20 protein-coding genes are annotated in these 23,891 nt (G+C 68.8%); 11 read left to right on the plus strand and 9 right to left on the minus strand.

The genetic code is table 11. The features are described from left to right. Positions 1 to 85: 85 nt before the first annotated feature. From ACYVGT_RS01620 to ACYVGT_RS01650, 7 genes are all read right to left on the minus strand, one after another. A complete protein-coding gene (locus ACYVGT_RS01620; RefSeq protein WP_460854528.1) occupies positions 86 to 700 on the minus strand; it encodes a hypothetical protein in 615 nt (204 codons plus the stop codon). A 1-nt stretch (position 701) separates the two neighbouring features. Next, positions 702 to 1,595: a carbohydrate ABC transporter permease gene (locus ACYVGT_RS01625; RefSeq protein ID WP_460854529.1), complete on the minus strand. Its 894-nt coding sequence runs from the start codon at positions 1,593 to 1,595 to the stop codon at positions 702 to 704. Then, positions 1,592 to 2,545 (minus strand): carbohydrate ABC transporter permease, encoded by a 954-nt coding sequence (locus tag ACYVGT_RS01630; RefSeq protein ID WP_460854530.1) that lies wholly within the window; start codon positions 2,543 to 2,545, stop codon positions 1,592 to 1,594. Before ACYVGT_RS01630 ends, ACYVGT_RS01625 begins: the two co-directional genes overlap by 4 nt. After that, a complete protein-coding gene (locus ACYVGT_RS01635; protein ID WP_460854531.1) occupies positions 2,545 to 3,864 on the minus strand; it encodes an ABC transporter substrate-binding protein in 1,320 nt (439 codons plus the stop codon). The genes ACYVGT_RS01630 and ACYVGT_RS01635 overlap by 1 nt, the downstream gene beginning before the upstream one ends. Positions 3,865 to 3,934: 70 nt before the next feature. After that, on the minus strand, positions 3,935 to 4,663 hold the full coding sequence (locus tag ACYVGT_RS01640; RefSeq protein WP_460854532.1) for a cupin domain-containing protein: 729 nt from the start codon (positions 4,661 to 4,663) through the stop codon (positions 3,935 to 3,937). Further along, a complete protein-coding gene (locus ACYVGT_RS01645; RefSeq protein WP_460854533.1) occupies positions 4,657 to 5,580 on the minus strand; it encodes a DUF6807 domain-containing protein in 924 nt (307 codons plus the stop codon). Before ACYVGT_RS01645 ends, ACYVGT_RS01640 begins: the two co-directional genes overlap by 7 nt. Beyond that, entirely contained in the window at positions 5,577 to 6,725 is a 1,149-nt protein-coding gene (locus tag ACYVGT_RS01650; protein ID WP_460854534.1) for a Gfo/Idh/MocA family protein, read from the minus strand. The genes ACYVGT_RS01645 and ACYVGT_RS01650 overlap by 4 nt, the downstream gene beginning before the upstream one ends. 246 nt (positions 6,726 to 6,971) lie before the next feature. Between ACYVGT_RS01650 and ACYVGT_RS01655 the strand changes: the two genes are divergently transcribed. Further along, a complete protein-coding gene (locus ACYVGT_RS01655; protein ID WP_460854535.1) occupies positions 6,972 to 8,015 on the plus strand; it encodes a LacI family DNA-binding transcriptional regulator in 1,044 nt (347 codons plus the stop codon). A 133-nt stretch (positions 8,016 to 8,148) separates the two neighbouring features. On the opposite strand, the gene ACYVGT_RS01660 is transcribed toward ACYVGT_RS01655, so the two are convergent. Continuing rightward, positions 8,149 to 9,054 carry a MurR/RpiR family transcriptional regulator gene (locus tag ACYVGT_RS01660; protein ID WP_460854536.1) on the minus strand — a complete coding sequence of 302 codons (906 nt, stop codon included), beginning with the start codon at positions 9,052 to 9,054 and terminating at the stop codon, positions 8,149 to 8,151. Between the two features lie 61 nt (positions 9,055 to 9,115). Between ACYVGT_RS01660 and solA the strand changes: the two genes are divergently transcribed. From solA to ACYVGT_RS01690, 6 genes are read left to right on the plus strand one after another with little or no spacing between them, the layout of a single operon-like run. Beyond that, on the plus strand, positions 9,116 to 10,252 hold the full coding sequence (gene solA / locus ACYVGT_RS01665; protein ID WP_460854537.1) for an N-methyl-L-tryptophan oxidase: 1,137 nt from the start codon (positions 9,116 to 9,118) through the stop codon (positions 10,250 to 10,252). 13 nt (positions 10,253 to 10,265) lie between these two features. Continuing rightward, positions 10,266 to 12,326, plus strand: coding sequence for a hydantoinase/oxoprolinase family protein (locus ACYVGT_RS01670; RefSeq protein ID WP_460854539.1), 2,061 nt, complete (start codon positions 10,266 to 10,268; stop codon positions 12,324 to 12,326). Continuing rightward, a complete protein-coding gene (locus ACYVGT_RS01675) occupies positions 12,319 to 14,031 on the plus strand; it encodes a hydantoinase B/oxoprolinase family protein (RefSeq protein WP_460854541.1) in 1,713 nt (570 codons plus the stop codon). The genes ACYVGT_RS01670 and ACYVGT_RS01675 overlap by 8 nt, the downstream gene beginning before the upstream one ends. After that, positions 14,028 to 15,014 (plus strand): tripartite tricarboxylate transporter substrate binding protein, encoded by a 987-nt coding sequence (locus ACYVGT_RS01680; RefSeq protein WP_460854542.1) that lies wholly within the window; start codon positions 14,028 to 14,030, stop codon positions 15,012 to 15,014. The genes ACYVGT_RS01675 and ACYVGT_RS01680 overlap by 4 nt, the downstream gene beginning before the upstream one ends. Continuing rightward, the gene (locus tag ACYVGT_RS01685; RefSeq protein WP_460854543.1) at positions 15,007 to 15,570 is read left to right on the plus strand and encodes a hypothetical protein; all 564 of its coding nucleotides are present in this window, start codon (positions 15,007 to 15,009) and stop codon (positions 15,568 to 15,570) included. Before ACYVGT_RS01680 ends, ACYVGT_RS01685 begins: the two co-directional genes overlap by 8 nt. Before the next feature lie 46 nt (positions 15,571 to 15,616). Then, complete coding sequence (locus tag ACYVGT_RS01690) at positions 15,617 to 17,188, plus strand: tripartite tricarboxylate transporter permease (RefSeq protein ID WP_460854544.1); 1,572 nt, start codon at positions 15,617 to 15,619, stop codon at positions 17,186 to 17,188. Positions 17,189 to 17,687: 499 nt separating this feature from the next. Here ACYVGT_RS01690 and ACYVGT_RS01695 read toward each other — a convergent pair whose 3' ends face one another. Then, complete coding sequence (locus ACYVGT_RS01695) at positions 17,688 to 18,092, minus strand: zinc-binding dehydrogenase (protein WP_460854624.1); 405 nt, start codon at positions 18,090 to 18,092, stop codon at positions 17,688 to 17,690. Positions 18,093 to 18,820: 728 nt separating this feature from the next. Here ACYVGT_RS01695 and ACYVGT_RS01700 point away from each other — a divergent pair. Genes ACYVGT_RS01700 through ACYVGT_RS01715 form a run of 4 tightly spaced genes read left to right on the plus strand, consistent with a single transcriptional unit; the run spans position 18,821 to position 23,876 of the window. After that, a complete protein-coding gene (locus tag ACYVGT_RS01700) occupies positions 18,821 to 19,771 on the plus strand; it encodes a hypothetical protein (protein ID WP_460854545.1) in 951 nt (316 codons plus the stop codon). Positions 19,772 to 19,816: 45 nt separating this feature from the next. After that, positions 19,817 to 21,175, plus strand: a complete 1,359-nt coding sequence (locus ACYVGT_RS01705) for an MFS transporter (protein ID WP_460854546.1) — start codon at positions 19,817 to 19,819, stop codon at positions 21,173 to 21,175. Continuing rightward, positions 21,172 to 22,170 carry a hypothetical protein gene (locus ACYVGT_RS01710; RefSeq protein WP_460854547.1) on the plus strand — a complete coding sequence of 333 codons (999 nt, stop codon included), beginning with the start codon at positions 21,172 to 21,174 and terminating at the stop codon, positions 22,168 to 22,170. The genes ACYVGT_RS01705 and ACYVGT_RS01710 overlap by 4 nt, the downstream gene beginning before the upstream one ends. A 17-nt stretch (positions 22,171 to 22,187) precedes the next feature. Then, positions 22,188 to 23,876, plus strand: a complete 1,689-nt coding sequence (locus tag ACYVGT_RS01715; protein WP_460854548.1) for a thiamine pyrophosphate-binding protein — start codon at positions 22,188 to 22,190, stop codon at positions 23,874 to 23,876. The last annotated feature ends 15 nt before the right edge of the window (positions 23,877 to 23,891 follow it).

A 23,891-nucleotide genomic window follows, 5' to 3' on the forward strand; every position in this document is an offset into this window, starting at 1 on the left:
GTCGGACTCGGCGCGGGCAGCGCCGCCGATCTTGGGGGAGCGGTGGGACCCGGCGGACGCTCGCGCCCGCCTGTCCACCGGCGTGCTACCGGTCGGCGCGCATCCGCACCGCCGCGGCGGCGAAGGCGAGCGGCCCCGGCAGCAGCGGGATGAGCAGGGGCACCGACCACGCCAGCACCGCCGCCACCAGCACCGCGGCCGCCAGCAGGACGCTGCCGCGGACGTCGACGAGGCTCGCGTACAGGCTCCGCACCGCCACGCCGCCGCCCGCGGGACCGAGCGCCGCGGCCCGCACGGCAACCACCAGGGTCCCCAGGGCGACCAGCGCCACCGCCGGCGCCACGGCGCCCGCCCCGGGCAGACCGGCGCCGACCAGCGCGAGGTCAACGGTGATCAGGGCCGCCACCGCGGGCAGCACCACGCCGCCGGCGAGCGAGGCGGGGGTGAGGTGGGTCCGCAGCTCACGCCCGAACGCGCGCAGCTCCACCGGTCCGCCGTCCAGTGCGGCGCGGCGCAGAACCGCCGCGGCCGCCCCGAAGGCCGCCGGAGCGGTCAGCACGGGCAGGCTCGCCAGCGCCGTGAGCAGCCCGACCAGCAGCATGTCGGCGAACAGCGAGAACCCGCCGCCGAAGAGGTGTCCGGGCACCGGGCCGGCGGCTGCCGCCCGCCCGCCGCGCCCGGGGGCGGTCCGTGTCGTCATGTCAGCCCTTCAGCCCGGAGGTGGCCATTCCCTGGATCAGGTAGCGCTGGAAGACCAGGAAGAACAGCACGATCGGCAGGACCGAGATCACCGACATGGCGAACATCGGGCCGTAGGCCGAGGTGCTGGCCGTGTCCACGAAATTGCGCAGGGCCAGCGTGATGGTCAGGTTCTCCGGCGAGAACAGGTAGATCATTTGGATGAAGAAGTCGTTCCAGGTCCAGATGAACGTGAAGATCGCCGTGGTGATCAGCGCGGGCCGGCTCAGCGGGACAACCAGGTGCCAGAAGGTTCGGAAGGGGCCGCAGCCGTCCACCCGCGCGGACTCGTCGAGCTCGCGCGGCAGACCGCGCATGAATTGGACCATGAGGAAGACGAAGAAGGCCTCGGTCGCCAGGAACTTCGGCAGCACCAGCGGCCAGAAGCTGTCCACCATCCCGGCCTGGTTGAAGATGATGTACTGCGGGATCAGCACGACGTGGTGGGGCAGCATGAGCGTGGCCACCATCAGGGCGAACATGACCGTGCTCATGCGGAACCGCAGCCGGGCGAAGGCGTAGGCCGCCAGCGCGCAGGAGACCACGTTGCCCACGACCGAGCCCACCGAGATCAGCAGCGAATTCGCCAGCAGGGTCGTCACCGGGACGCCGGAGACGCCTTCCAGGGCGGTCGTGTAGTTGGACCATTCCCACCGGCTCGGCAGCAGGTCGAGGCTGGTGATGACCTCCTCGGCCGGCTTGAGCGACGTGGCGGCCAGCCACGCCAGCGGGTACAGCAGGAACAGCAGAGCGACCCCGGCCACCAGGTGCGGCAGCAGCCGCCGCAGGGCCGCGCCGGACCGGCCCGGAGACGGGCTCCGCGGCGCCGATGCCGGCGGACGCGCGATGGCGGTCATCGTCCCCCCTCGTCGGCGTAGAAGACCCAGGCCCGCGACGTGCGGAACAGGACCAGTGTGATCACGGCGATCACGAGGAGCAGCAGCCATGCCATCGCCGCGGCGTAGCCCATCTCGGAGGCGACGAAGCCCTTCTCGTACAGGTAGAGCGTGTAGAACATGGTGGAGTCCGCGGGGCCGCCGTCGCCGCCGCTGATGGCGAAGGCGGGGGTGAACACCTGGAATGACTGGATGATCTCCAGGACCAGGTTGAAGAAGACCACCGGCGAGAGCATGGGCACCGTGATGGAGATGAAGCGGCGCCACGCCCCGGCCCCGTCGATGGAGGCCGCCTCGTGCAGTTCGCTCGGGATTTGCTGCAGACCCGCCAGGAAGATCACCATGGGTGCGCCGAACTGCCAGGCGGTCAGCAGTACCACCGCGAATACGGCGAGGTCGGGGTTGCCGACCCAGCCGCCGGTGTCGATCCCCACCCAGGACAGCACGTCGGGCACCGTGCCGCCGTCGTTGAACAGGGCCTTCCACACCAGCGCGATCGACATGCTTGCCCCGAGCAGGGACGGCGCGTAGAACGCCGAGCGGTAGAAGCCCTTGCCGCTCCCGAGGTTCTTCAGCAGCATCGCCGCACCCAGCGCCAGCGCCAGCTTCAGCGGCACCGCCACCACCACGTACAGCAGAGTGGTGCCCACCGACCGCCAGTAGCGGGGGTCCTCGGTAAGCATGTCGGTGTAGTTGCGCAACCCCACCCATTCGGGCGTGGTGAACAGGTCGTAGTCGGTGAAGGACAGATAGAGCGATACCGCCATCGGCAGCAGCGTCAGCAGCCCCGCTCCCACCATCCACGGTGTCATGAACACATAGGCGGGCCATTCGCGGGCGATCCGGGGGCGCGCGCGGCGCCGGTGTGCGGCGAGGGGAGCAGCCGGGGGGCGGTCGGTAGAGACACTCATCAGTGCAACCCCCGGTTCACTTCGGCCACGAGTTCCTGCGCGGCCTCCTCGGGGGTGGCCAGCTCGAAGATGACCCGCTGGTAAAGGCGACTGAACGCCGTCTGCGCGGAAAGGTCCACGGGGGGCGGCGGGATCGGGGGAGAGGTGAGCCCGTAGGACTCCATCGCCTCGGCGTAGCGGTAGATTTCCAGCGCCGGGCCCTCGAGGGTCTCCGACACCCGTTCGGCGATGTCGCGGTTTGGCGGGGTGGAACGGGAGAACGCCATGATGTCCCCGGCCCGCGGATCGTTCAGCAGGAAGTCCACCAGCCGCGCCGCCTCCTCGGGGTGGCGGGTCCCGGCCCCTATCCCCACCAGCATCGACGGCTTGAAGTAGGTTCCCGCGCGCCCGTCGAAGGTGGGCACCGGCGCGTAGCGGATGTGGTCGCCGAGCATCCCGATGTAGTCGGGGAAGGGGGCGTCCCAGGTGAAGTCGGCGGCCGAAAGGCCGCGCACCATCGGGCTGGTGTCCAGACTCGACGCCTGGGCGGTGTCGGTGGCGCGAGGGACCACGCCTTCGATGCGCAGGTCGTTGAAGAACGTCCAGAATTCGGCGAGGTCGTCGGCGGTGAAGCCCAGCCGCCCCTGGTCGGCGTAGAGGCGCTTTCCCTTGCTGTGGAGCCAGGTCTCGTACACGTCCTGGTTGGCCGCGCCGTCGTTGGCCCCGGTGACGGTCCGCCCCGCCGGGCCGGTGGTCCCCAGTGCCGTCACACGCCGGGCGGCGTCGGCGAACTCCTCCCAGGTCCAGTCGGGCCCGGGGACGCCGATCCCGGCGCGCTCGAAGAGCTCGGAGTCGTAGGCGTAGCCGGTGATCCCGCGACCCATCGGAATGGCGTACTGCGTGTCGTCGACCGCTCCGGTTCCGACGAAATCGGCGTCCATCCGGTCGGTGTGCACGGTCTCGGACGCGATCGCCTCGTCGAGGGGGAGCAGCGCGCCGCCCAACGCGAATTGGGAGATCTGCCGGTAGTCGAGCTGGGCTACGTCGGGAATGCCCCCGCCCGCGGCCTGTGTGGCAATTTTCTGCAGGTAGGAACCGAATTCTCCGTTGGAGGTGCTGACGGTGATGCCCGGGTTCTCCTCCTCGAAGAGGCGGACGGCGCGCTGGGTGCGCTCGGCGCGGTCGTCATTGCCCCACCAGGCGAAGGTGAGGGTGATACTGCGGGACGCGCCGTCGCCGGGCGGGGCGCATGCGGACAGGCCGGCGGCCGCGGCGCCGGCGCCGAAGGCCGCCAGGACGGCGCGCCGGCTCGGGGGCCGGGGGCCTCGTGGGACGGGCATAAGGGGGGTGCTCCAGTCGATGTCGGGATACCAGGGCGGGGGGCCGCTCGGGGCCGCGCACCCCCGGGCGTCAGATGCCGGGATAGACGTCCAGGCGGCCGCACATCCCGTACCGGCCGCGTTCGGCCGGACCGCTCGCCTGGACGCGGGCGTCGCACAGGTGGGCGGGGTCGCCGGTGCGCACGGCCCGCACCTGGTCGGCGCTGGCCCGTACCGCGGTGCCCGGCCCCGCCTCCCGACGCCGCTCCCATTCGTCTGCGTGCGGGCTGACCAGGGACGCAGCCGCGCGCAAGAACTCCTGGAGCGGGGCGGTCTCCCCTCGTTCGCAGGCCTCGCGCAGTTCGAGGAACTCTCCGGTGGCCAGGTCGCGGCGGCGGCGCGCGGCCTCGCCGCGTTCGGCGTCGGAGCCCTCGGAGGGCAGGCGGACGGCGTCGGCGTAGGAAGAGGCGTCGGCGAGCAGGTCCGGCGGGAGGGTCAGGACCGCGTCGCCCGCCTCCGGCAGGCCGGTGTTCTCCATGACCACCACGATCTCCAGGCCGCCGCTGTTCACGAGGCGGTGGATCGTGCCCGGCGTGAACCAGGCGACCGTGCCCGGCTCCAGCGGCGTCTCGGCGTAGCCCGAGGCGGTGAGCGTCTGCACCGCGCCGCTACCGGCGACCACCACGTAGCCTTCGTTGCAGGTGAGGTGCAGGTGGGGTGTCCCGCCGCCGGGGAGCCCGTCCAGGGTCGGCCAGTCGTAGACGCGCAGCCGGGAGACCCCGACACCGCCGGGGAAGCCGTCGTAGCGAGTGCTCACCACGTCAGCCTCCCGAGGTGGTCGGCCACCCGCGCAGGATCCCACGCGCCGTCAGCGATGGTGACCCGGTAGCTGCGGGCGAGCGTAGCGCCGGGGTTTAGCACGAGTTCCTCGGAGAAGGCCCAGGACGGGGCGACGGCCGCGAAGGGCTCGCTGCGCACAAACCAGTGCGCTGGGTGGTTGTCCGCCGTGCCGTCGTGGCCATTGCCCGGCGCATGTTCGAAGACAACGGTGGCGTGGCCGTCGCGGCCGTCGTTCTCACCGGAGTAGGCCAGCCACGCGGCCTGGGTGCCCATCGGGTCGCCGTCTCCGCCCGCGGCGGTGAAGACCCGCCCGCCGCGGAATGCGCGGGGCCCGCGCCAGAACAGTCCCGTGTACCCGGCGTCGGGGCGGCCGTGGGTGGTCGGGCTGCCGAAGCGCAGCGGTTCGCCGCGCCGGTTGGTGATCGCAGAAGTCCAGGTGAGCGACCATCTTCCTGCCTCGGTGTCGACGTCACCGACCGTGATGCGGCGCTTCTCCTCAGCCCACAACTCTCCGTCGTGGGGGTGCCAGGTCAGCCGCTGGGCGATCACGCAGCGATCGCCGGAGGCCGAGACCTCGTCGAACGCGGTGTGGGCCATCGACCCGATCCGCTCGGGCAGTGCGAGGTAGCCCTGTCCGTGGACGTAGGTGTTGCCGCCCCACAGGTTCTGCCCTGACAGGTGGGAGGCCGTGAGCTGGAGGCCCTTGTGCCAGCGGTGGTCGTTGGGCCGGTAGTCGGTGACCGCCGCGCCGGAGAGGGTCCGCAGGGGGTGCAGGTAGGGCTTGGGGGCCTCCCACGCGGCCTCAGGCCTGTAGACGTAGGAGAGCAGCTCGGTGCCGGACTCCTCGTGAGCGAGCGTGATGCGGTCGCCGTGGACGTGCGTCAGCGCGAGCGTCATGCGCGGGCCTCCTCGGTGTGCGTCTCCGCCGGCGCCCAGCCGGGCGCACCGCCGTGCAGCGCGGTGTAGTAGGGGTCGCCCGGCCCGATGTCGCCGGCGCGCACGGTGGTGTCGGTGAACGCGGACTTGTACAGGGCGGTGATGAACTCCAGGGTCGTCCGCCCGCCGGAGCCGCTGGTGCGGTGGCGCCGGCCGGCCCGGATGTCGGCGGTCAGGGCCCGCAGTTGCGCGAGGTGCGAGCTGGGCTCGTCGGCGCCGAAGTCCCGCCACCGGGCGGTGGTCTCCTCGGGGACCCCGGGAGCGGGGACGATCCGCCAATCGGCGTTGCGGTGGCCGTAGAGGTGGGTCACCTCGACCGTGGCGCGTTCGCAGTCGATGCGCACCCGGCTGACCTCGTCGGGGCTCAGCACGCTGTTGACCACCGTGGCCACCGCTCCGTCGGCGAAGCGGACCAGGGCGGTGGAGACGTCCTCGGTCTCCACGTCGTGCACCAGGCGGGCGGCCATGGCGCGGACCTCGGTCCACGGGCCCATCAGGTCGAGCAGCAGGTCGGTCTGGTGGATGCCGTGCCCCATGGCGGGTCCGCCGCCCTCGGTGGCCCAGCGGCCGCGCCAGGGCAGCGCGTAGTAGACCTCGTCGCGGTACCAGGTGGTCTGGCAGTGGGCCACCAGGGGCCGCCCCAGCGCGCCGCTGCGCAGCAGGTCGCGCACGTGGCGCGCGCCGGACCCGAAGCGGTGCTGGAAGACGATGGCCGCGTAGGGGCCGGCGTCGGCGCCGCTCTCCGCCGCCTCGATCGCGTCGAAGTCGGCTAGCGAGGGGCAGGGCGGCTTCTCGCACCACACCCAGGCGCCGGCCCGCAGGGCCGTCTCGGCCTGACCGCGGTGGACGCTGGGCGGGGTGCACAGGACGACCAGGTCGGGGGCGATCTCGGCGAGCGTCGCGGGAAGGCTGGTGGAGGCGTGGGGGATGCCGTACTCAGCGCAGAACGCCTCGACCGCCGCGGCGTCCACGTCGACGGCCGCGACGAGCTCGGCGGCGCCCTCGGCCTCCAGCGCGCGCAGCGCCGGCAGGTGGGCGACGCGGGCGATGCCGCCCGTGCCGACCAGGAGGGTGCGCAGGGGGGCGGTTCGATCAGGTGGCGGCATGCGGCACCTCTCGTCGGGGGGTGGGGGCGGCCGCGCCGCGGTCGGCGACCCTCGGCGCGGCGGTGTCCGGCGGATCGGTCCCGGCGGGATGCGGCTGGGAGAGCCCGCTCACCGGAATTCCAACGTTGTAATCGCTTTTCAACGTTGTAAACTCCCGATGTCCGGAACGTCAACCCCCTGGGCCCGATCCGCTCCCGCGGACCTGTGCCGGGCCGAGGGCTGTGCAGGTCGAACAGGAGGCGACGGGTGGCGGCAACGACGCTCAAGGACGTGGCGGGGCGCGCGGGCGTATCGGTGAAGACCGCCTCCAACGTCGTCCGGGGAACGGTCCGCGTCGCTCCCTCAACCCGAGCGCGGGTCCTGCAGGCGATCGAGGAGCTCGGCTACCGCCCGAACCCCTCGGCGCGCCGCCTGCGGACCGGCCGCAGCGGCCTGATCGCCCTGGTGGTGCCGCAACTCTCTACGCCCTACTTCGCCGAGCTAGCCCGCCACGTCCGGGCGAAGGCCGCCGACCTCGGCCTCACCGTCCTCGTCGAGGAGACGTTCGGCGACCCGGCCGAGGAGCTCCGTCTCGCGACCGGCGTGGGGGCCTCGCTGCTGGACGGCGTGATCCTCTCGCCGCTGCGCGCAGCGGCCGACGACCTCGTCTCCGTCGCAGGGGAATTCCCGCTGGTCCTACTCGGCGAACGCAGCTATGTCGGCGAGCACGTCGCTGCCGACCATGTGCTCATCGACAACGTCGTCGCCGCCCGCGAGGCCACGGCCCATCTCGCCGCTCTGGGCCGCACCCGGATCGCGGCCGTGGGCGCCGACCCCCAGGCCACGGCAACCAGCCGCCAGCGGCTGGAGGGTTTCCGCCAGGCCCTGGAGGAGACGGGACTGCCCTTCGACCCGCGGCGGGTCCCTCCGGTGCGCGACTTCGACCGCCGCAACGGGTTGCTGGCCGCGCGCTCCCTGGCGGAGCTCCCGGCCGATGTGCGGCCCGACGCGCTGTTCTGCTTCAGCGACTCGTTGGCCGTGGGGGCCCTGCGGGCCCTGTACGAAGCCGGTCTGGGCATTCCCGACGACGTGGCGGTCGCGGGCATCGACGGCTCCGAGGAAGGGCTCTACGGCACTCCTTCGTTGACCACCTCGGTGCCGGACAAACCGGCCCTCGCCGACCTCGCGGTGCACTGTCTAGCGGCGCGGATCGGCGCCGCCACGCCGCCCGCCGGCCAGGTATTCATCGCACCTCACCACCTGGAGGCGCGCGAGTCCACTCTCGGTGGCCGACACCCCCTCGCCGTGTGAGGCCGGAGCCGGTGCGGGCGCGCCGCGCGCGGTCGGCGATCCGGCCGGACTGAGCAGGTCGCGCCGGGGCGGGGGGCGAGCCGGCGGTCGTATGCCCGCCGTGAACCCCCTGTCCCGGACCGGCCGGCCCCCGTCACACGTCTGTGGGGAGGGTGGGGCTTTCGAGGCCGGCGCCGCCGATCTTGGATCGCAGGTCGTTCACGGTCTCCAACGTGCCCACGGCTGCTGCCCGGTTGCCCGAGGCGAGAGTGAGCGTCAGTGCCTGTGCGAGGACGAGGCCAGAGGTGATTTCACTCGCGGAGGACGTGGTGGACTGCGGAGTGGAGAGCACGATCCGGTGTTCTTTGCCCAGAGCCATGCCGAGGCTTTCCGTCACCACCACGACGGGTGCACCCAACGTCTCCGCGTGTTCGATCACGAGGGTGATTTCTCGGAATGGTCTGATTGGCGCGAAAACCACCACCGCGTCGTCGGCCTTAAGGGGCAGCAGGTCGTCGGCCAGGCGGAATCCGGTCCGGTCAACGCTGCGGGCCGAACGGCCGATGCGGTTCAGCGACAGCGCGAGAAAGTCAGCGATGGTCGCTGCGGGGCCGATTCCGTAGGCCATCACGGACTGCGCTGCTCCCAATGTGTCCACGGCGGCCTGCCACGCGGAAGCGTCGAGCCCGTCGCGCAGTTGACCGAGCAGCGACGCGGTGTCGTCTGCCACGCGTGCCGGGTGGTGATGGCCGTCCGGTTCGGCGAACCGGCCGATGCGGTCCTCCATCGTGGCCGCGAGGTCGCGTTGGCGGGTGAGTGTCCGCAGCAGGGAGCGCTTGAGCTCGCGGTAGCCGCTGTAGCCGAGCGCCTTCGTCGCGCGCACCACGGTCGCATCGCTGGTCCCCACCCGTTCGCCGAGCTCGCCTGTGGAACACGCAACCACTTCGTCGGGGTGGGCCGCCATGTAGGTGGCCACGTCGCGTTCTCGCTGGGAGAGCTGATCGGCCAGGGCTGCGACTCGTTCGTGCAGGGGAGTCGAATCATTCTCTGTAGTTTTCATTACAGTATTGACTCTCTCATGTAGTCAAATCTACCATGCGGGTCAGCGGAAAGGGGCACGGATGGCAATGCCGAACTGGGACGCGGCCATCGTCGGCCTCGGCGCCATGGGCAGTATGGCGGCGTGGCGCATGGCGTCCCGAGGACTGCGCGTCGTTGGAATCGAACAACACGGCATCGGGCACAGTCGTGGTGCCTCGGGAGGCGAGACGCGAATTTTCCGCCTCGCCTACAAGGAGGGCTCCTGGTACGTACCGCTTCTCCGGGAAGCGCGCGGCATGTGGGAGGAACTATCCCGATCCTCAGGACGCGAACTGCTCGTATCCAGCGGCGCCCTGACGATCGGTTCCCCGGAGGAACCAGACGTCGCGGCCGTCTTGGACAGCGCGCAGCAACATGATCTGCCCCATGAGGTCCTCACCGCACGCGAAGCACGTGACCGCTTCCCTCAGCACCGAATGCGCGACCACGAAATCGTAGTCCACGACCCGGCGGGCGGACTTCTCCATCCTGAAGCATCCGTCCAGGCGGCAACCGCCCTTGCGGCTGAGCACGGTGCACAGATCCGTCCCTCCACGCGGTGCCTGCGAGTCGAGGAAACCGACAACGGGGTCGCGGTCCACACCGACCAGGGCGTCGTCGAAGCCGGCCAGGTACTCCTCTGCGCCGGCCCCTGGACCCACCAGCTCCTCCCCGGCGCAGGGTTCGAGATCAGGAGGGTCATCCTCCACTGGTTCCGCGCCGAGCAACCGGAAAAGTTCGCCCCGGGGGAGTTCCCGGTCGGAATCCGCAGGAGCGGACCCGGCAAGAATCTCTCGTTCTTCCCCGCAGTCAAGGACGGACTGGTCAAGGTGAACCTCCACGTCCCCAAAGAAGCAGTGCCCGATATCGACGCATTCACCCACGAGGTCGCACCGGAGCACACGCGCCAAGTCGAATCCTCGGTCGCCGACCTCTTCAACGGCCTCCAGCCCAACCATGTCCGCGCCCGTGCCTTCGCCGAGGGCTACACGCCCGACAACACCGCACTCATCGGACGACCACCCGGCAGTCGGCGCCAGCTCGCCATGAGCGGATTCTCGGGACACGGCTTCAAGCTCTCTCCCGTCTTCGGAGAGATCGCCGCCGACCTCATCGCCGACGGCTCCAGCGACCGGGATATCACCCCGTTCTCACCAGCCCGCGAACACCAACAGTGAGGCGGACTCACGCATGATCCGGATCGGCGTCGACGTCGGCGGCACATTCACCGACGTCACCGCGCTCGACACGAAAACGGGCGCGTTCCACATCCACAAACTCCCTTCGACTCCGCACGACCAGTCCGAGGCAGTGGCGGACGGGGTCAACCGCGTGCTCCCCCCGGGCGAGCACACCGCTGGCCGCGTCAGCTACCTAGGACACGGCACCACGGTCGCGACCAATGCGCTCCTCGAGCTGAAAGGGGCACGCACGGCGCTCATTGCCACGGCGGGGGTTCCCGACATCCTGGAGATCGCCCGGCAAAAGCGCCCCGACCTCTATGAACTCTTCGCCGAGAAGCCACCCGCCCTGGTCCCTCGCGATCGCGTCATCCAGGTGCGCGAACGTATGGGGGCCGACGGCCACCCGGTACGTCCCCTGCAGGACGCCGAGATCGACCGGGTACTGGAGCAGCTCGCGGCCCAGGATGTCGAAGCCGTGGCCGTGTGCCTGCTGCACAGCTACCTGAACCCGGAGCACGAACGGCGGCTGGAGGCCGCCGTGCGAGCTCGGCGCCCCGAACTGTATGTATCGCGTTCCAGTGCCATCGCCCCCGAGTTCCGTGAATACGAACGATTCTCCACAACCACGATCAACTCGTTCATCGGTCCCGCAATGTCCAGCTACATTCGACGGCTCGACGAACGCGTCACCGGCGCCGGGCTCCCCGTCGGACCGCAGGTGATCCAATCCAACGGCGGGCTCGCCTCCCCCGAAACAGTCGCCAGCCACCCGGTCTCCACCCTGCTGTCCGGCCCCAGCGCCGGCGTCGTCGGAGCGAGCCACCTCGCAGGTATCGCCGGTTTCGACAACCTCATCACCTTCGACATGGGCGGTACCAGCACCGACGTGTGCCTAATCCGCGGAGGACGTCCCCTGCCCACCAGTGAGCGAGAGCTCGGCGGGTACCCCATCCGAGTGCCGTCCGTGGACGTCCACACCATCGGGGCCGGTGGCGGAAGCATTGCCGCGGTGGACGCCGCGGGCGGGCTCCGGGTCGGCCCGCAGAGCGCGGGAGCATCCCCGGGACCGGCAGCCTACGGCCGCGGTGGCACCGACCCCACCACGACCGACGCCAACGTCGTGCGCGGTCGACAGAACCCCTCGATGGCCCTCGGCGGCGCCATGTCCATCGACGCACCAGCCGCCGAGCGCGCGATCGGCACCACCGCCGAAGCCCTCGGTGTCAGCATGCTCGACGCGGCACGCGGAGTGACCCGGCTCGCGAACTCCCACATGGCGCGCGCTGTCCGCAAGGTCTCGGTGGAGAAGGGCGAGGATCCCCGCGACTACGTGCTGATGGCCTACGGCGGCGCCGGTCCTCTGCACGCGGTCGAGGTCGCCGCGGAGGTCGGTATGCCCTACGTGCTCGTGCCCCCCAACCCCGGCACTCTGTGCGCCCTCGGTCTTCTCGTCAGTGATGTCGGCAGCGAGTTCACCCGTTCGTTCATGCGTCGTGCAGAACCGGAGATCCTCACTGAGCTCAACGGTGCGATTCGAGAACTCAACACGATGGCGCTGGAATGGCTCCAGGCCGAAGCGCGCGACGCCGACGAGCACAGCGTCAGTATCCTCGCCGACGCCCGCTATCCCCGCCAGAACTTCGAACTGCGCATCGACCTCCCGGCCACCGGAGTCGATGAGACCAGCCTGGCGGAGACCGTAGCCGACTTTCATCGGCAACACGAGAAGTCCTACGGATTCGCACACCCGGGCTCCGCCGTGCAGATGGTGAATCTGAGGGCGGTGGCTCACGGGAGAGTGGCCAAGCCCCGGCTTCCCACGATGGACACCGGCGACGCCCCACCCCCGGGTGAGGCGGTAATGGATCACAGGCCCGTGGATTTCGGGGAAGAACGGGGAAGATTGCCTTCAGTCGTGCTGGATCGAGAAAAGCTGCGGGCTGGAAATGTGATCCCCGGCCCCGCGGTCATCGAACAGCTCGACTCCACCACCGTTGTGCCCCCGCAGGCCGTCGCGACCGTCGACAGCATTGGCAACCTGGTGATCAAGGTGGGAGACGATGACTGAACGCCCGATCGACCAAATCACTGTTCAAGTGATCGGCAATGCGTTGCTCTCCGTGGCTGAGGAAATGGGCGCTGTCCTGCGCCGGGCCAGTTACTCGACCAATATCAAGGAACGCTCCGACTGCTCCACGGCGCTCTTCGACGCGGCGGGAAACCTCATCGCGCAGGCAGAACACATTCCGATCCACATGGGATCGATGAAGGGACTGGTGGACGCGCTCCTTGACACCGTGGGGGCAAGCGGCCTGAAAGACGGCGATGTGTACATCACCAACGACCCCTACACCGCCGGAGGGACCCACCTGCCCGACATCACCATGTGCGCCCCGGTGTTCGTGGAAGGCGCTCTCGTCGGCTTCAGCGCCAACATCGCCCACCACTCGGACGTGGGTGGACACGTTCCCGGAAGTAATTCCGGGGACTCGACCAGCATCTACCAGGAGGGCCTGCGGATCCCGATGGTCCGCTTCGCCATCGAGGGAAGGGTGAACGACGAGGTCCTCTCCTTCGTGACCCTCAACTCCCGGCTGCCGGAAGAACGGCACGGGGATCTCCTGGCGCAGCTTGCGGCCGCACACACCGGAGCGGTCCGCTGCGCGGAACTGCACGAACGCCACGGCACACAGCGCATCGACGCAGTCTGCACCGAGCTTTTGGCCTACGCGCGACGCCGACTCGGAGTCGCTCTAGAGGCGATTCCGGACGGGACCTACCGTGCCAGCGACTGGCTCGACCCTGACGTCCCCGGTGAGGAACCGATCGAGATCCGCACGGCGATCACGATCAGCAAAGACGAGATCGACATCGACTTCGCCGGCACGGGCCGACAGGCCCGAGTCGCCATCAATGTGGTCCGCTCCGCGTTGGAGGCGACCGTCTACTACGCACTGAAGGCGGTGCTCGACCCGGAGATTCCCGCGAACGGAGGCTTTTTCGACGCAGTGCGCATCGACGCACCCGCCGGCAGCATCGTGAACCCCAAGGCCCCGGCACCGGTGGCAGCCCGGACCGACGCGTGTCAGCGCGTCGCCGACGTCCTGCTCGCGGCACTGGCGCAAGCCGCCCCCGGCCGCGTCCCAGCGGGATCGCACAGCTCCATCACCTACGTCACCTTTGCCGGCACCGACGACGACTTCTTCGTCTATCCGGAAGTCATCGCAGGCGGCAGCGGTGCCCGCGCCGACCGGGACGGCATGGACGCGGTACAGGTCCACGTCACCAACTCCTCCAACCTGCCGATCGAGGCACTCGAACTGGAGTATCCGCTCCGCGTGGAGACCTACGAGCTGATCACCGACTCCGGCGGTGCCGGCCGCCACCGCGGAGGACTCGGCGTACGTCGCGACATCCGCGTCCTCGCCGACCAGGCGGACTTCTCCGCACACGCAGACCGCCAATTCCTGCCGCCCCGAGGGCTGGAGGGCGGCACGGACGGCACCACAGGCCGCTTTATCCTGCGCCCCGGTACTCCCAACGAGGAAACCCTCCCCGGAGGACGTCTGTCGGGAGTCGTGCTGCGCCGCGATGATGTGGTCCGCATCGAGAGCCCCGGGTCAGGCGGTTACGGCCCCCCGAATGAACGCCCCGCCCAAGCCGTGCAGGCCGACCTGCGGCGGCGCCGGATCTCGCCGGATGCGGCCCGAGACATCTACGGGGTGGACGTTGCTGAAGAGCGGGCAGCCCAGATTGAGGGCGACCGCCCATGAAATGCCTGCGCTCGGCAGCCGTGGTCGGCGCTGCCCTGATCCTCACCACCTCGTGTAGTGAGGCTTCAGAGCCGCCAGAGGAGTACCCCAGTCGAGCTGTCGAATACGTCGTTCCCTTCGCCCCCGGCGGAGCGACCGACATCGCGGCACGGGCCGCCGCCGATGCCCTGAGCGCCGAGATCGGGGTTCCAGTCAACATCGTCAATCAGCCCGGCGCGGACCAGATCATCGGCGTCGATAACGTGCGCAGAGCGGACCCGGATGGGTACACGCTTCTCGCGGACGGTGCCGGATCGAGTTCCATTCAGGGGCTCCTGCCTTATGTGCCCTACGACTGGAAAGATCGGACCTTCATCGCTCGGATCGCGTCAGGGCCGCACGCCTACGTGGTCGGAGGCAACTCCGAGTACCAGGACCTCGGGGATGCCCTGGATGCGGCTCGCGAAGTGCCAGAGAACTTCACCGTCGGGTGGATCGGCGGGAGCAGCACCAGCGACTTCGCGACGGTCCAGCTCCTTACCGCACACGACATCGACGTCACGAAAGTGCGGCGCGTGCCGTTCGAGAGCTCAGGAGACGTCATGCGGGCGGTCGCAGCCGGTGATATCGACTTCGGCGCCGGCGGGGCAAGCTCCACCTTCACCCTGCAGGAGTCGGGTGAGCTGCGCGCCGTGGCAGTGACCGGTGACGAGCGGATGGAGGAACTCCCTGACGCCCCCACAACCGCGGAACTCGACCTTCCTGAAGTGGACATGCCGTACTGGGTCGGGGTGTCGGGCCCCGCGGGCATGGACGACAACCTGGCGAATGTGATCGCTGATCTCGTCACCGTTCTCGCTGAACAGGACGCCTTCGCAGGCCAACTTGAAAGCGTCGGAATGGAACCTGATGTAGTGACAGGAAAAGAGTTGCGAGACGCGGTCGCAGAAGAGAGCGACGAATTTTCCGGGCTGTACGACGAGATCAGGTTATCCGATGAGTAATCCACTCTCTCAGGATCACAAGGCGGTCGAGGAATCCAGCCCGAAGGAATCGGACTCGCCGCGCCGAAAAGTCAACGACTACCTGCCTCTTGTTGCCCTTCTCCTTGTCGCGCTGATCGCCGTGGCAGAGGGCTTGCGCTTCCTCCTGTACATCCCTGTCCAGGCACAGGCGGACATGGCCGGCTGGTACCTCCTGGGCTTGGGGATCATAATCTTCGGGAGTGCGGCGTACGCCGAGCGCCCCAGCCGCGTCGCCAAGGTGCGGGGCTCAGTCGTCAATGACGAAGACGAGACCGGCGACGTCGAGGTCATCACCCCCGCAAATCCGGTGCGTGACGTCTCGTTGTGCATCGCCTTGGTCGTTCTCTACGCCGCCGCGCTCCCGTTCGCAGGTTTCGCGATCACCAACGGCCTGACGGTATTCGCGTTCCTTCGGTTCATATCCCGGTTCGGCTGGATCGGATCCATCCTCGGCGCCGCGGTGATCGGCGCAACTTTCGTTCTGGCGTTTTCCGCCATCGGGGTGGTCTTGCCCAGCGGCCCCTTCGGATTCTGACTTCAAACCCGGCCGATCCCGTGGCGCGCTTGAAAGGTGACGACTGGTGGGTATTCCCGAAATCCTCGGCGGGTTCGCCGAGATCATGCGCCCTCAAGTGCTGCTTCTTGCCGTATTGGGATGCCTTGCCGGGACGATGGTCGGCGTCATACCCGGTCTCGGGCCGGTCACAGCTATCGCCATCCTGTTCCCACTGACGACCTACCTCGAACCGGCCGCGGGAATCATGGTTCTTGCGTCGATCTACTACGGCGCCATGTACGGGGGGTCAACGACCGCAGTCCTCCTCCGAATTCCCGGTGAGGTCTCCTCCCTTCCCGCAGCACTCGAGGGCTACCCCATGACCCGCCGCGGCCGAGCCGGCGTCGCGTTGGCGATCGCCGCCGTCGCGTCTTTCGCCGCCGGAATCATCGGCTCCGCGGGGGTAGCCCTGATCGGGCCGCACCTGGCAGGGCTCGCCTTGGAGTTCGGCCCCGCGGAGATGCTGGGACTGGTCGTGTTCAGCTTGACGGCCATTGCCGCGCTGTCGGCCGGATCCGTGGTGCGCGGCATCGGAATGGCCGCGGCGGGAATGCTCCTGGCCTCGGTAGGACTGGATCTGACCAGTAGCCAGCCCCGCATGACCTTCGGTTCGACGGAGCTCATGCAAGGGCTCGACATCGTTCCCGTGATGATCGGACTGTTCGGAGTGGCGCAGGTACTCCGCACGTTGGAAGAGGGCGCGGTCAAGGTGCGCTCGCAACGTGTCGGATCACTGATGCCGACCAGGGGCGAGGTCCGTCGCAGCGCCGCCGCGGGAGCGCGTGGGACGGCCCTTGGATTCCCCCTGGGGCTGATTCCCGGAATGCTGCCGTCGATCACCGCCTTCTTGAGCTATGCCACGGAGCGCCGACGATCCCTGCGCCGCGGGGAATCCAGGTTCGGAAAGGGCGCAGTCGAGGGCATCGGGGGCGCCGAGGCCGCCAACAATTCCACGGCGATGGCCGGTTTCGTACCGCTCTTCAGCTTGGGAATCCCCACTGGGCCGACCATGGCGCTGATCATGGCCGCACTCATGGTCTACGGCGTGACACCCGGGCCCACCATGTTCACCAGTAATCTCGACCTCACAGCGGCAATCATCGCGAGCTTCTTCATCGCCAACATCGTGCTGCTACTCCTCAATCTGCCGCTCGTCGGCCTCTGGGCAAAGATCGCCCAGGTGCCCTATGGGATTCTGGCACCGATTATCCTGGCCTGCTGCCTGGTGGGCGCGTTCACCGCACGCAACAGCGTGTTCGACGTGTGGGTCTGCCTCATCGCCGGACTCGCAGGTTGGGCGATGGGGAAGTGGAAGCTGCCGATCGCGCCGTTCGTCATGGGGTTCATCCTCGGGCCGATGCTGGAGCTGTCCCTGCGCCAGACCATGGCGATCTCCCCCTCGTCCATGCTCTCCAGCCCGATCTTCCTCTGCTTCGTCGCCGCCGCACTGGTATCCGCTCTGCTCTCCTACCGGCTGCACCGGCGCGCGAGCAGGGCTATGGCAGAGAGCGCAGCGCTACAGGAGGGCGACGCGGCGGCCCGCGAAAGCGAGGACGAGTCCCAGGAGCGGACAATCCGTAGGGACGGCGCACAGTAGTGCAGCGAAGGTCGTGGTTCTCATACCTGCGGTAATGGCTGACGCGGGCTCGCCATTGTGTGCTTCGTCGCCATCGCGACCATTGCAGAACATGGATAGAGGTGTGCACAACACGTACCGCTGCGCGGTTCCATAAACGGCGGACCTCGTTGACAGCGGTCTCGGAACAGGAAAAAAAGGCCTCCTCGGCGCGGATCAGTGTCCAACGTAGCCAGCGCGGGGAGGGGGGTTCTTCGCGCACTCGCTGAACACGTACGGGCGTGATGGCCTGCCATGTCTGCGGTGCGATTGACCGCTCATGCGCGAGGCGTTCACCAATCGCGCCTCCCACCTCTGCCCGAGGCGCCAGCGGTTGGGGCCGGCGTTGTCCCGTGCTGGGCCGTGACCGGGCCAGGGCGGCCAAGTCCTATGTCGGCCCGCCGGACCCGGCGACGCGCTTGGCGCAAGGGTCAGGCGGGAGCGGCGCGACCGCCGGCGGCTGACATGGCGCTCCGTCCGCTCAGAAGGCGAGCAGGACCTTGCCGGACGCTGAGGGGTCGGCGGCCGTGCCGAAGGCGTCGAGGGCTTGGCCGACGGGGAAGGTATGGGTGATGATCGGTTCGACGGCCAGCGAACCGTCCGCGATCGCCGCGATGGCCTCATCGCTCTCGTCGTTGAAGCGGAACGATCCGACGAGGCGGAGTTCGCGGCTGATCGCGAGCGCGACGGGCACCGGCTGCGGACCACCGGGCAGCAGCCCCACCATGACGACCGTGCCGCCGCGGGTAGTCCCGCTGATCGCTGAGGCCAGCCCCTGGTGGGTGCCGGACGACTCGATGGCTACATCAGCGTCGGCTGCGGCTACCGCCGCCCCGTCAGCGGCGTCCAGGGTGTGCGTCGCGCCGACCGATTCGGCGATGTGCAGGCGGCGGCGTGGAGGTCGGCGGCGATGACCTCGGCCGCGTCGGCCCGTCGGGCTCCGGCGACCGCGAGGGTTCCGATGGGGCCGCTGCCCACGGGCGGGCGCCTACTCCTCTTCGTTGCCGTTCAGCGTCTGGTCGGGGTCGCGGAGCTGACGGCGCCCGCCGGGCACGTCCGGGAGCGGGAACGAGTAGGCCGTGCGTCTTGACCGTGGGTGCGGGCGAAAGCTGACAGCGACCACGCGGCAGATGTCGTCCTAGTGGTGGCGGATGCGTTCGGTGTCGATCTTCCTGCGGGCGACGGTGTTCAGGGGCCCGCTTGTTCTCGGCTCTGAGGCATTTGACCTCGGCAGTTTCCTCGCTCGTGCAGCCAGTCCCGTCGTAGGGATGTTCGTTCGTCGCCGCTGAAGGGCCGAGCGGTACGAGGTACCGCGGCGACGGCCCGCCGCGGCCGGGCCGGATCACGGCGAGCGTTCGCGGCCGCGCGGATTGCGTGTCCATCGAGGCCACCGCTGTTCTGCCTCGGCGCTAACAGGGTGCTGATCCCTTCCGGGCTCGGAAGCCTCCCGTGCCCCCGCATGCGGCCCTCGCCCGCACTGGCGAAGTGAGGACAACACGAGAAACACCGCCTCAACGTGACTCTTGACACTCCAAAAGCAACAGCCGTAACATAAAACTAGTTGTCTAGACATCTCCTCTTAATCTCGCCTTGTTGCACTCCGACGGAGGACCCATGGCACCCCTGAAGGAAGCCCGCTACGAGCTCGTCGAGATCCCCGAAGCCTTCGGCCCGGTCACGCTCGACGTCGATCAGCGAAAGGTGCTGGACTACGCCTACGCCCAGAACGACTTCGGTGACTGGTACTTCCGCCGATCACCGTTCGGCGGGCCGGTCGGGCACCCGCTCGTACTCGCCAACGACCTGCTGTTTCTCTTTTACCAGGGCTACGACGGCAACACCGCCCAAGGTCTGCACACCCACGAGACGCTGCGGTTCCGTTCACCGGTCTCCGTGGGCGAGACCGTGACCGTGCAGGGCGCCTATACCGAGAAGTACGAGTCCCGCGGCCAGGGCTACGTCACCCTTGAGGCGACGGCTCGCGGCGCCGACGGGCGAGTGCTCGTCGAACACACGGGCCGGGAGATCATGCGCACGGTCGCCGGCGACATTGTCGGCAAGGGCCGTTCCGCGGAGTCATCGCGCAAGCGCTCGGTGTCCGGCGTCGTTGATGCTTCCGTGCCCGCTCTCCCCACCGCAGTCCGAGGCGCGGCGGAGAGGGCCGCGATCCCCTCCCGCACTGTGAGCTTCACCCAGGACCAGATGTCCGTCTTCTCCTGGGCCGGCAAGGGCTACGCCAACGTGCACACCAGCGTGGAGAAGGCCGCGGAGACCGGTCTGGACCGCACCATCGTGCAGGCCCAGCAGCAGACCGGGCACATCATCGGCAACCTCGTCGACTTCTTCGGCGCGACCTGGTTCACCAGCGGAGACCTCGACTTGCGCTTCCTGTCTCCGGCCTACGTCGGCGACGTGCTCACCACCACCGGAGCAGTGCTCGGAGAGATCGACGGACGGCTCGAACTCGAGGTCTGGATCGAGAACGACCACGGGGTCAAGACCGCGGTCGGCTGGGCCTCCGCCGAGATCGGCGGCTCCCCCGATCGTCCCAGCCGACTGATCTGACCGGTCGACACGTTCTTGGATCCAGCGAAATCTAGAGGAACCACCATGACCAACACCTCGCCTTTAGCGCCGGAGACGCCCCAGGAACGGGGCAAGCTCGCCAAGCGGGCCGCCGTCGCAAGCCTCGTCGGTACGGCTGTCGAGTGGTACGACTACTTCATCTTCGGGACCGCCTCGGCTCTGGTCTTCGGGCCGCTGTTCTTCCCCAATCACGACGACCCGATCCTGGGCACCCTGTCCGCGTTCGCCGTCTTCGGTGTCGGCTTCGTCGCTCGTCCGCTCGGTGCCGTGGTCTTCGGCCACTTCGGGGACAAGTTCGGCCGCAAGATCGCGCTGATCACCACGCTGATGCTCATGGGCGTGTCCACCTTCCTGATCGGCCTGCTGCCGACGGCCGAGCAGGTCGGCCTGTGGGCGGCGGCGATGCTGGTGGTGCTCCGGCTCGCGCAGGGGTTCGCCGTCGGAGGTGAGTGGGGCGGGGCCTCCCTGGTCGCTGTCGAATACGCGCCGGCTGACAAGCGCGGAGCATACGGAAGCTTCCCGCAGATCGGCAACGCAGTGGGGCTCGTCTGCTCCACCGCTGTCTTCGCCGTCGTCTCGCTCCTGCCGGACGAGGAACTCTTCGCTTGGGGCTGGCGGATTCCCTTCCTGCTCAGTGCCGTGTTGATCGTTGTCGGCCTCTTCATCCGGTTCAAGCTCACCGAAACCCCCGCCTTCCAGGAGGCGCAGAACCGCCTGGAAAGCGAGCGCGACACCGCCAAGGCCAAGGAGAAGATGCCCCTGGTCGATCTCTTCCAGAACTTCAAGAAGCCGCTGCTGCTCGCGATGGGTATGCGTCTCGGCGAGGCCGTCTTCGGCTACATCGTTTTGACCATCGGCCTGACCTTCGTCGAGAACTACACCGACATCCCCCGCACGCACGTGCTGATCGCCTCGTCGATCGCCGCCGGATTCGCCATCTACACCTACTACTTCTTCGGCAAGTACAGCGACACTCTCGGGCGGCGCAAGGTCTTCATCGGCGGCTCCCTGTTCGGAGCCGTGGTCGTCTTCCCCTTCTTCTGGATCCTCTCAGCCGAGAACATCCTGCTGATGTACGTGATCTACACGCTGACCTACAGCATCGGGGTCGGAGCGGTGTACGGGGTGGAGCCCGCGTTCTTCTCGGAGCTGTTCGGCACCAAGGTCCGCTACACCGGCGTCTCCCTGGCGGCGCAGGTCCCCTCGATCCTGATCGGGTTCTGGCCCATGCTCGCCACGGCCCTGTTCGCCGCCACTGACGGCGACCCGTGGCCGATCGCCGCACTCACGGCGGCGTCCCTGGGGGTCGGCGTGTTCTGCGCCTATCTGGCGCCGGAGACGAACAGGTCGGAACTCAATGAAGAGAGTGAGGACGTCCGGTGAGCCCCGAACCCGCATGGCGTGATCTCACCGATCCCCGCGCCGCCCGATCGGGCGACGACCCCGAGGTCGGGCTGAAGGAACCGCTTTTCGAGAACCTGGAGATCCCTGAGCGGCTCGGACCGGCGACGGTGCGCGTCGACGACCACAAGATCAAGAGGTTCGCCTTCACCCAGGACGACCATCACCCGTGGCACCTGGAGTCCAGCCCTTTCGACGGGCGCCGCGTGGGACACGCCGCGCTGCTGGGCAACGACCTCGTGCAGTTGTTCACCACGGTCTACGCGGCCAGTCGAGTCGTGGGGCTGCACACCGAAGAACAGCTCTGGTTCGACTCCCCGGCCTTTCTTGACGAAGAGGTCACGCTCGCGGGGGCCTACACGGAGTCCTATGAACGGCGCGGTCAGGGCTACGTCGTGATGGAGGCCACCGCCACCGGTCAGGACGGGCGCAGCGTGCTGCGCCACCGCGGCGTCGAGATCCTGCGCACCAGGCCGGGCGACGTCGCGGGCCGGGGCTCCTCGGAGCCGGGCGCCGCCGGGCCGCGCCGGGTCACCGGCGATGTGCCGGACGGGGCCCCTGCCTTCGACCCCGCCGCGCCGGAGCCGGGACAGGTACTTAGCCCATTGACCAAGAGCATCACCGTCGAACAGGCCGCCGTGTTCTCCCGCGTCGGAGAGTACGTGCGCAACATCCACAACGACCTCGACCTGGCACGGGAAGCGGGCTTGGAAGTCCCCATCGTGCAGGGGCAGCAGCAGTTCGGCGTTCTCGCCGAGCTCCTGACCCGCGCTGTCGGCGCACCTTTCTTCGCCGGCGGCTGGATGCGCGTCAAGTTCCTCAACACCCTCGACGTGCACGAGCCGTTCACGGCCGAAGGCGTGGTCACCGCGGTCGACCACGACAGGACCGAGTTCGAAATCTGGGTGCGCCGAGCTGACGGGAAGCTTAGCGCCGCCGGGTGGGCCAGCGCCCCCCACCAGACAGCCACCCGATGAGAACGGAACAGAACCCCATGACGGAGATGACCGGCGGCGAGTTCGTCGTCAAAATGCTGGAGTCGCTCGGAGTCACCCACGTCTTCGGCGTGGTGGGCGGGCAGACCCTCGCCATCACCGACGCGATCATCGACACGGACTCCATCGAGTTCGTGCACACTCGCCACGAGAACGCGGCGGCGGTCATGGCCGACGCCTACGGCAGGCTCACCGGCCGCCCCGCGGTGGCGATCTCCACCACCGGACCGGGCGCGACGAACCTGCTCACCGGGGTGGGCGGCGCCTTCCGCGACTCGAGCCCCGCGATCATTGTCACCTGCAACAACAACGGCGAGAACATCCACAAGGACGATGCTCAGAACGCCGACCACGTCGACATCTTCCGCAACTACGTCAAGTACGGCCGCCTGGTGGCGCATCCCACCTCGATCAAGCAGGCCATGGAGGAGGCCTACGTCAACGCCATGACCGGCAACCCGGGCCCGGTCCACCTGGACTTCGCCCGCGACACCATCGAGCAGCCGATGCCCGACCCGCCCGCGCTTCCCGAGGTGCACCCGGTCCGCTCCTGGGTGGGCTCGCGCCCCGTGGCCGCGCCCCCGCAGGTCGAGGCGGTCGCCACCCGCCTGCTCGCCGCCGAGCGCCCGGTCATCTGGCTCGGCAACGGGGGTAACCGCGGACGAAGCAGCGACGACGTCCTCGCCCTCGCCGATGCCCTGAACATCCCGGTCATCACCACGTTCAACGGTATGGGCGCGGTCCCGACCTCCCACCCCCTGGTCTTCGGGGCGCTGAGCCGGATGGGGACCCAGCTGTCCACCCGGGTGATCGGGGACGCCGACTTGGTGCTGGCTCTGGGCAACAGCCTCAACGCCGTCTCCACCACCCGCTGGCGCCGCGCGCTGCCCGAGATCATCCAGGTCGACGTCGACCCGGCCATGATCGGCCGCTACTACGCCGAGGTCACCACCGGTGTCGTGGGTGAACTCGGCGCCTTTGCGCGCGACCTCACCCAGGCCACCGCGGGCGAGGCAGAGCGGGCGCGGGCCTCCCGCGAGGAGTGGGTCGCGGAGTTGCGCAAGGCCGAACAGGACTGGTGGGAGCTCAGCTCCGATGTGCAGCCGCGCAACCCGGGCACGGTCTCTCCCGCCGTGGCCGTGCGCCGACTGCGCGACGTCACTCCCGAAGACGCCGTGCTCATCCCGGACGCGGGCAACCCCGGGGTGTGGTCCTTCCTGTGGGAGATGCCCGTCCCCTACCGCTACATCAAGCCGGTCGGCTTCGGGAACATGGGCTTCGCCCTGCCCGCGGCTATCGCCTCGGCGGCCGAGTCCCCCGAGCGGCCGGTCCTGGCGCTGATCGGCGACGGGTCCCTCGGGATGAGTCTGGGCGAGCTGGAGACCCTGGCACGCGTGGGCGGCCCCGTAGTCGTCGTGGTGCTCAACGACTCAAGCTACGGCAACATCCGACAGGAGCAAGTCCTGCACTTCAACGGCCGCACGGTCGGAGTGGACTTCCAGGACGTGGACTTCGCGCAGGTGGCCCGAGGGATGGGTCTGACCGGCGTGCGGGTAACCGACCAGGAGTCGCTGGTGGACGCTGTGCGCGAGGGGTTCGCCTCGGGTACGCCTCTGGTGGTCGACCTCGTTTTGGACCGCGAGGCCAACGCCTGGACCTACGAGGCGTTCACTCCCTACACGGGCTGAGGCAGAGGAGAGAGC

The organism is Nocardiopsis coralliicola (assembly GCF_054779695.1).